This is a genomic window from Streptomyces sp. NPDC003393 (genome assembly GCF_053589015.1).
This window is the reverse complement of record NZ_JBSFRB010000064.1, coordinates 20,883-27,393: the sequence shown is the minus strand read 5'-3', so window position 1 is coordinate 27,393 and position 6,511 is coordinate 20,883. Positions and strand designations below refer to the sequence as shown.

The 6,511-nt window shown below is 68.4% G+C and carries 7 protein-coding genes and 2 pseudogenes; 7 read left to right on the top strand and 2 right to left on the bottom strand.

Going from position 1 to position 6,511, the window contains the following annotated elements; genetic code table 11:
• The 5 genes from ACWDUZ_RS36520 to ACWDUZ_RS36500 form a co-directional block, all read left to right on the top strand.
• Positions 1–407 (top strand): DNA-directed RNA polymerase subunit alpha C-terminal domain-containing protein (locus ACWDUZ_RS36520; RefSeq protein ID WP_451636133.1); only part of this gene is annotated, 407 nt, incomplete at its 5' end.
• A gap of 1,003 nt (positions 408–1,410) precedes the next feature.
• On the top strand, positions 1,411–1,614 hold the full coding sequence (locus ACWDUZ_RS36515; protein ID WP_030590130.1) for a cold-shock protein: 204 nt from the start codon (positions 1,411–1,413) through the stop codon (positions 1,612–1,614).
• 180 nt (positions 1,615–1,794) lie between these two features.
• Entirely contained in the window at positions 1,795–3,285 is a 1,491-nt protein-coding gene (locus ACWDUZ_RS36510) for a DEAD/DEAH box helicase (protein ID WP_451636132.1), read from the top strand.
• Between the two features lie 74 nt (positions 3,286–3,359).
• Positions 3,360–3,707: a CBS domain-containing protein gene (locus ACWDUZ_RS36505; RefSeq protein WP_451636131.1), complete on the top strand. Its 348-nt coding sequence runs from the start codon at positions 3,360–3,362 to the stop codon at positions 3,705–3,707.
• Between the two features lie 59 nt (positions 3,708–3,766).
• Positions 3,767–4,087 carry an SCO5918 family protein gene (locus ACWDUZ_RS36500; protein WP_451636130.1) on the top strand — a complete coding sequence of 107 codons (321 nt, stop codon included), beginning with the start codon at positions 3,767–3,769 and terminating at the stop codon, positions 4,085–4,087.
• A gap of 126 nt (positions 4,088–4,213) precedes the next feature.
• On the opposite strand, the gene ACWDUZ_RS36495 is transcribed toward ACWDUZ_RS36500, so the two are convergent.
• Positions 4,214–4,588, bottom strand: a complete 375-nt coding sequence (locus tag ACWDUZ_RS36495) for a hypothetical protein (RefSeq protein ID WP_451636129.1) — start codon at positions 4,586–4,588, stop codon at positions 4,214–4,216.
• 28 nt (positions 4,589–4,616) lie between these two features.
• Positions 4,617–4,801: pseudogene (locus ACWDUZ_RS36490) on the bottom strand (IS630 family transposase); the annotation flags it as partial.
• A 130-nt stretch (positions 4,802–4,931) separates the two neighbouring features.
• On the opposite strand from ACWDUZ_RS36490, the pseudogene ACWDUZ_RS36485 reads away from it, so the two are divergent.
• Positions 4,932–5,594, top strand: a pseudogene (locus ACWDUZ_RS36485) (winged helix-turn-helix domain-containing protein); the annotation flags it as partial.
• Between the two features lie 457 nt (positions 5,595–6,051).
• On the top strand, positions 6,052–6,405 hold the full coding sequence (locus ACWDUZ_RS36480) for an IS3 family transposase (protein ID WP_451636128.1): 354 nt from the start codon (positions 6,052–6,054) through the stop codon (positions 6,403–6,405).
• The last annotated feature ends 106 nt before the right edge of the window (positions 6,406–6,511 follow it).

Sequence of the window (6,511 nt, the reverse complement as noted above, 5' to 3'; positions counted from 1 at the left end):
CCCGTGACGCCATGGCGTCGGCCGGCAAGACCCTGGTCGAGCTGTTCGGTCTCGCCCGCGAGCTGAACATCGACGCCGAGGGCATCGACATGGGCGCGCCCCCGACGGACGCCGCCCTGGCCGCCGACCTCGCGCTGCCGATCGAGGAGCTGGAGCTCACCGTCCGCTCCTACAACTGCCTCAAGCGCGAGGGCGTCCACTCCGTGGGTGAGCTCGTCGCCCGCTCCGAGGCGGACCTCCTGGACATCCGCAACTTCGGTGCGAAGTCCATCGACGAGGTCAAGGCGAAGCTGGCCGGCATGGGCTTCGCACTCAAGGACAGCCCGCCTGGATTCGACCCGACTGCCGCTGCCTACGACGCGGACGACAACGGGAGCACGGGTTTCATGGGGAACGAGCGGTACTGAACGAAGGAGATTTCTGACGCCTCGTGGGCGGTGATCGCGCCGATGCTGCCGCCCCTGGGCCAGGCTCGCGGCCGGTGGCGGGATCACCGCCACGGTGACCGGAACCAACCCACCAAACAGTGTAGGGACTTCGGCGTTTTAGGGTCAGTCCGGTCTGGCGAGAGCGAGGCCCGTCCCGGTGAGCAATCCGCCGATGCTGCCGGGCCGGTACTGCAGTGCCTTGAAGCCGTCTGCGGAGCAGAGTCCGGTTCGCTGAGGGTACACAGGCACATACCCGGACAGCAGGACCACCGTCAGCCATTCCCGCTCGGCCACGGGCGCCAGCACCTCTTCGTCCCGAGTGAGGTCCGGACAAGATCCCGACCTCCCCTGTGGGGATTCACCCAGCTCACCTCGGAGCCTTCGCGCGCGACCTGGCGTGTAGCCGCACGCACATGACAAGCCCGCCCCCACCACCCCAAGGTGACGGGGGTTCTGCTGCGCGGGCTGCTTCTCCCGCGAGCAGGGCGGGCAGGCCCTCGTCACGGAGCGGCCTCCCGCCGGAACGAGTGATCGGTGAGACGCCAGCGCGATGCGGCGACTGCGCGGCAGTAGGAGCTGAGGCGGCAGAAAATGCCGCGCCCCGCTCACCATGTGGTCTTTGTCTCCGTTCCGGGGATCCGGCGCCCTCGTCGGTATCTTGTCCGCCGATAACGGCAGTGGCCGCGCACAGGCCTTCGCAGTAGTCACAGCGCTGTGAGCGGAAACGCTCGACGACAACACTGCACCGACGGGAACGAATATCTGTGGTCGCGACGTAAGAAATCGATGCGGCGCGCGATAAATATTCCCGCGACTACAGGCGGCGCAGAATTATTTACCACGCGGGGTCGACGTCAACGTGCTACTGTCGTCATCTGTTGCGGGTGTGGCTGCCAGAAGGTTTTTCCGACGGCTGATCATTGCGGCGACACGGAATGTGCACAAGGCCCATTCCTGACACCGTCCTCCGAAGGAGAAACAAATGGCTTCCGGTACTGTGAAGTGGTTCAACGCGGAAAAGGGCTTCGGCTTCATCGAGCAGGACGGCGGCGGCGCCGACGTCTTCGCCCACTACTCCAACATCGCCACCCAGGGCTTCCGCGAGCTGCTGGAAGGCCAGAAGGTGTCGTTCGACATCGCGCAGGGCCAGAAGGGTCCGACGGCCGAGAACATCGTTCCCGCCTGACGCACCGGCGCTCACGCATACTTCGCAGCCGGGACCCGCACCTTGGGGTGCGGGTCCCGGCTCGCTTTATTCCCAGGGCGATTCGACCCTGGCATGTTCGGCCCGTTCTCGCGATTCTCTGCGCCGCTCATCCTGCTGCGGAAATTCCTTGATACGTGCCCGCATCAAGGAAGGTTCCACATGAACCGCACACGTACCACTCGCGCACGCACCAATCGCGCATACGGCCGCTTCGGAGGAAGTTCCGCTACGGGCCGCTCCGGCGTTCCGCGCCGTTCCAATGGTTTCGGAAACCGGCAGCCCGCGGGGGGCGAGTTCGCCCTTCCGAAGACGGTCACGCCCGCGTTGCCCGCTGTCGAGTCGTTCGCCGATCTCGCCATGCCGGCGACGTTGCTGGCCGCGCTCGGCCAGGAGGGCATGACTGTACCGTTCCCTATCCAGGCGGCGACCCTGCCGAACTCCCTGGCCGGCCGTGACGTGCTTGGTCGCGGACGCACCGGGTCGGGCAAAACCCTCGCCTTCGGCCTCGCGGTACTGGCCCGCACGGCGGGCCGGCGCGCCGAGCCGCGCCGGCCACTGGCCCTGATACTCGCTCCCACCCGTGAGCTGGCCCAGCAGGTGACCGATGCGCTCGCTCCCTACGCCCGCTCCGTGCACCTGCGGCTCGCCACCGTCGTCGGCGGAATGTCCATCGGCAGGCAGGCCGGTGCGCTGCGTGCCGGCGCAGAGGTGGTCGTCGCGACGCCGGGTCGGCTCAAGGACCTCATCGACCGGGGCGACTGCCAGCTCGCCGATGTCGGCATCACGGTTCTCGACGAGGCTGACCAGATGGCCGACATGGGCTTCATGCCCCAGGTCACCGCCCTGCTCGACCGGGTGCGCCCCGAGGGCCAGCGGATGTTGTTCTCGGCCACCCTGGACCGCAACGTCGACCTGCTGGTCCGTCGCTACCTGACCGACGCGGTCGTTCACTCCGTCGACCCGTCGGCCGGTGCCGTCACCACGATGGAGCACCACGTACTCCACGTGCGCGAAGCGGATAAGCACCGCACGATCACCGAGATCGCGGCCCGGGACGGCCGGGTCATCATGTTCTTGGACACCAAGCACGCCGTGGACAGGTTGGCCAAGCACCTGCTGAACAGCGGTGTCCGCGCCGCGGCCCTGCACGGTGGCCGGTCCCAGCCGCAGCGCACCCGGACTCTCGCGCAGTTCAAGGACGGTCACGTCACCGTCCTGGTGGCCACCAACGTCGCGGCCCGCGGCATCCACATCGACAGCCTTGACCTGGTTGTCAACGTGGATCCGCCCAGCGATCACAAGGACTACCTGCACCGTGGTGGCCGTACGGCCCGCGCCGGGCAGTCCGGCAGCGTCGTCACCCTGGTGACCCCAGACCAGCGCCGCGGTATGACCCGGCTGATGGCTTCGGCCGGCATCACCCCGCAGGTCACTCCGGTCCGTTCGGGTGAGGCGGAGCTGAGCCGCATCACAGGTGCCCAGGCGCCCTCCGGCGTCCCTGTGGTCATCACCGCGCCTGTCGTGGAACGCCCCCGCCGCGCGTCTTCGCCGTCCCAGGACCGCTGGGGCCGCACCAGCCAGGGCCGACCCGCTGGCGCGGGGGTACGCCGCAGGACACAGCGGCGACCCGGGAACGACTCGGCTGCTTAGGTCAGCGCGGTACCCGGAGCTCCCGGGTGTGCAAGGGCCACCAAGCCGACCATCCCTTACCGAAGGAGACACCCTTGACGCCAGCGCGGACGCAGGACCGCATGCCGGACCCCGCCCCCGTGACCGTGGTCGACGACATCGAAGGGCACGGGCCGCGGGTATGTGACGACATGACCGTCGAGGTGGCTCTGGCCGTCATGGCGGGTGCCCGGGTCGAGTACCTGACCGTGTGCGACGGGGACGACCAGGGCACGGGTCTGATCACCCTGGTCCGGCTCGCCGCTCTCCGCGACAGTTCCGTGTACACGGACCGGCTCCGTCTGCGGGACGTCGTCGACGGATCGCCGTCCTCGCCCGACGCCCGCCCCGGCGGCATCGGTGAGTACGGTCGGGTTCCGAGCGCGCTCACCCTCTCGCGCTGATCCGCCTCGCCCCGGGCAGCACGTTCTCCTTCCCTCCGACTTCTCCCCTGTGAGGCATCATGCGCTGTGTCATCGCCCGGTACCGCTTCGACCTGACCAGGACCGGGGTGCTAGCCTCGATGAAGGACGTCAGGCCCGAGCTCGTCACGGGTGAGTCCGTGACCATCGGCCGCCGCCGCTACCCCGTCAAGCAGGTGGGCCGGGTCGTCACGCGACAGGACCCCCGTGACTTCACCGTCGGCGAAGTCACGAGGGCCATGACGCGCCTCGGCTTCACCTGTCACGACCGCCCCGAGGCTGAGCCCGCGAGCCTGGGCGCTCCCACTCCGCTCGACAGCGCGTCCGCGCTCCTCGGCGGCACCGGCCCCGTGGCTGTATGAGGACGGGCGGGAAACCGCCCTCACGATCCCGGTGGGGGTCCTGCCGACGCGCGTCGGCAGGACCCCCACCGCTGTGCCGCCGTCCGCTCGGAAACCACGGTCGGGCAGCGGGGTGGCGACAGCGTCTCACCCGTCGAAGTAGCTGAGATCGCCCACGGTCCATGCGCTGACGTCTTTGATCGCGACTCGGTACATGCCGCCCGTCTCCGGAATCCCGAGGCTGCCCTGCAGGATCCGGGCGAGATGAAAGTGCAGTTGCGTGGGCGCCTCGGCGGGACCGGGCCGGTTGCCTCGCGGCGCGCGGGCGAAGACGTCCGAGAACGGGCCGAGACGGTCCGAGCCCTTCAGGACCTCCGCCACCCGCTCCCGCCACATGGCCTCGGGAGCCAGTCGGCCGGTGATGACGGCACCGCCGACGACCACCGTCAGCGACATCTGATTGCTTCGCTCCGACTCCACCGCGGCGGAGATGGCGACGAGCAGCTCATCAGGGTTCGACATGGCAGCAGAGCCTACTGACTTCGGCTCGTCAAGGTGATGCTGGTTCGTCGAGGGTCAGACCGGTGCCGGCTATGAAGCCGTCGAAGGTTTCGGAACGGTCTGAAGTCGTTTGAGCCGGTTGCGTACGAGTGCTTCGAGCCGGTCGAGGGCGACGACGGCGAGGTTGGCCAGGCTGCGTTTGGCGTGTGCCCATATCCACTCGACGGGGTTGAGACACCTCACGTTGTTACACAGTCAAGCTGCGGCGACCAACTCGGTGGGAAACGCGGTGCTTTCGTCGAACAGCTCGCGACGCTGGAGGCAGTGGTAAAGCTGGCCGATCGTGCGGTTGAAGAGGTTCCTCTGGCGTCGGGCTTGGCGCGACGCCGGCACCGAGGGGTTGCGGTCTGCCGGGCCGGTGTCACGGCCCAAGCTGAGCGAGGCACTGTTCACCGTGCTTGAGCAGGAACTCGCCAAGGGGCCGGTCGCGCACGGCCGGCCGGCCCAGACGTGGACGCCGGCACGCGGCAAGACGCTGATCGGGCGCCGGTTCCACAAGAGCATGACGCTGTCGGCGATCACGCGGATGCTGCACCGGCACGGCTTCAGCCACCAGGTCCCGGCCCGCCGGGCCATCGAGCGCGACGAGCAGGCCGTGGCGGGCTGGGTGAAGGAGACCTGGCCGCAGGTGGAAGGTCCGTGGCGGCGCTCGACGCCTGGCTGTGCCTCGAAGACGAGGCCGGCTTCTCGATGACGCCGCCCACCGCACGGACCTGGGCCCGGCGCGGACGCACACCCGTCATCCGGGTTGCGGGGACGCTCCCAGCGCCGCTTCTCCGTCGCCGCTCTGGCCTGCTACAAGCACGGTGAACGCTCACGGCTTATCTACCGGCCCAAGCGGCATCTCGATCACAAGCGGGGCGGCAGACGCAGTTTCACCTGGCCCGACTACCGCGACCTGCTCATCGCCGCGCACCAGCAGCTCGGCGCACCCATCGTGCTGGTGTGGGACAACCGTGAGACTCATGGGGCGCCGTCCGGGACCGGGGTCTGACCCGTGAACCGCCCCGGCTCGAGCGGAGATTCGATTCCATGTATGGATCAGAGTCATGGCACGTCCCTCCTCCTACCCGCCTGAGCTGCGCAAGCGCACGGTGCGCGCGGTCGCCGAGTCCGGGATGACTACCCGAACGCGTCGGCCGCGATCAACGCGGTCATGACGAAGCTGGGCATCGGCTCCCGCGACACGCTGCGCAAGTGCGGCCGGCAGGACCAGATCGACTCCGGACAGCGTCCGGGGACGACAACAAAGGAGTCTGCGCAGATCAAGGCGATGAAGAAGGAGATCGCCGAACTCAGGTGCGCGAACGAGGTCCTGAAGGCCGCGGCGAGTTTCTTCGCGGCCGAGCTCGACCGGCCACACACACGTAGCGTTCATCGACGAGCACCGGAGCCGCTTCGGCGGTGTCGAGCCGATCCGTCGCGTGCTGGCCCAGCACGGCTGCAAGATCGCCCTCTCCACCTACTACGCCTGCAAGAAACGCCTCACGTCGCCCTCGCCGCGATCGGCTCGGGACGAGGAACTCAAGACCCTGATCAAGGAGGTCCACGAGAGCAACTACCGCGTATACGGGGCCCGGAAGATCTGGCGGGCACTGAACCGGCAGAGCCGCGCGGTGGCCCGTTGCACCGCAGAACGCCTGATGCGCGAGATCGGCATCGCCGGCGCGGTGCGCGGCAAGAAGGTGATCACCACCATCCCGGACCCGGCGGCTGCCAGGGCCGGGACCGCCTGGACCGTGACTTCGTCGCCCCGGCCCCCAACCGCTCCTGGTTAGCCGACTTCAGCCCATCGCCGCCTGGGCGGGCGTCGTCTACGTCGCCTTCGTCGTGGACACCTTCTCCCGCCGCATCGTCGGCTGGTCCGCGTCGATGTCGAGGGAG

Excerpts from the sequence above, each read along its gene's own strand:
- ACWDUZ_RS36495 (WP_451636129.1), bottom strand. The coding sequence starts at position 4,588 with ATGTCGAACCCTGATGAGCTGCTCGTCGCCATCTCCGCCGCGGTGGAG.
- ACWDUZ_RS36515 (WP_030590130.1), top strand. The coding sequence starts at position 1,411 with ATGGCTTCCGGTACTGTGAAGTGGTTCAACGCGGAAAAGGGCTTCGGC.
- ACWDUZ_RS36500 (WP_451636130.1), top strand. The coding sequence starts at position 3,767 with ATGCGCTGTGTCATCGCCCGGTACCGCTTCGACCTGACCAGGACCGGG.
- ACWDUZ_RS36510 (WP_451636132.1), top strand. The coding sequence starts at position 1,795 with ATGAACCGCACACGTACCACTCGCGCACGCACCAATCGCGCATACGGC.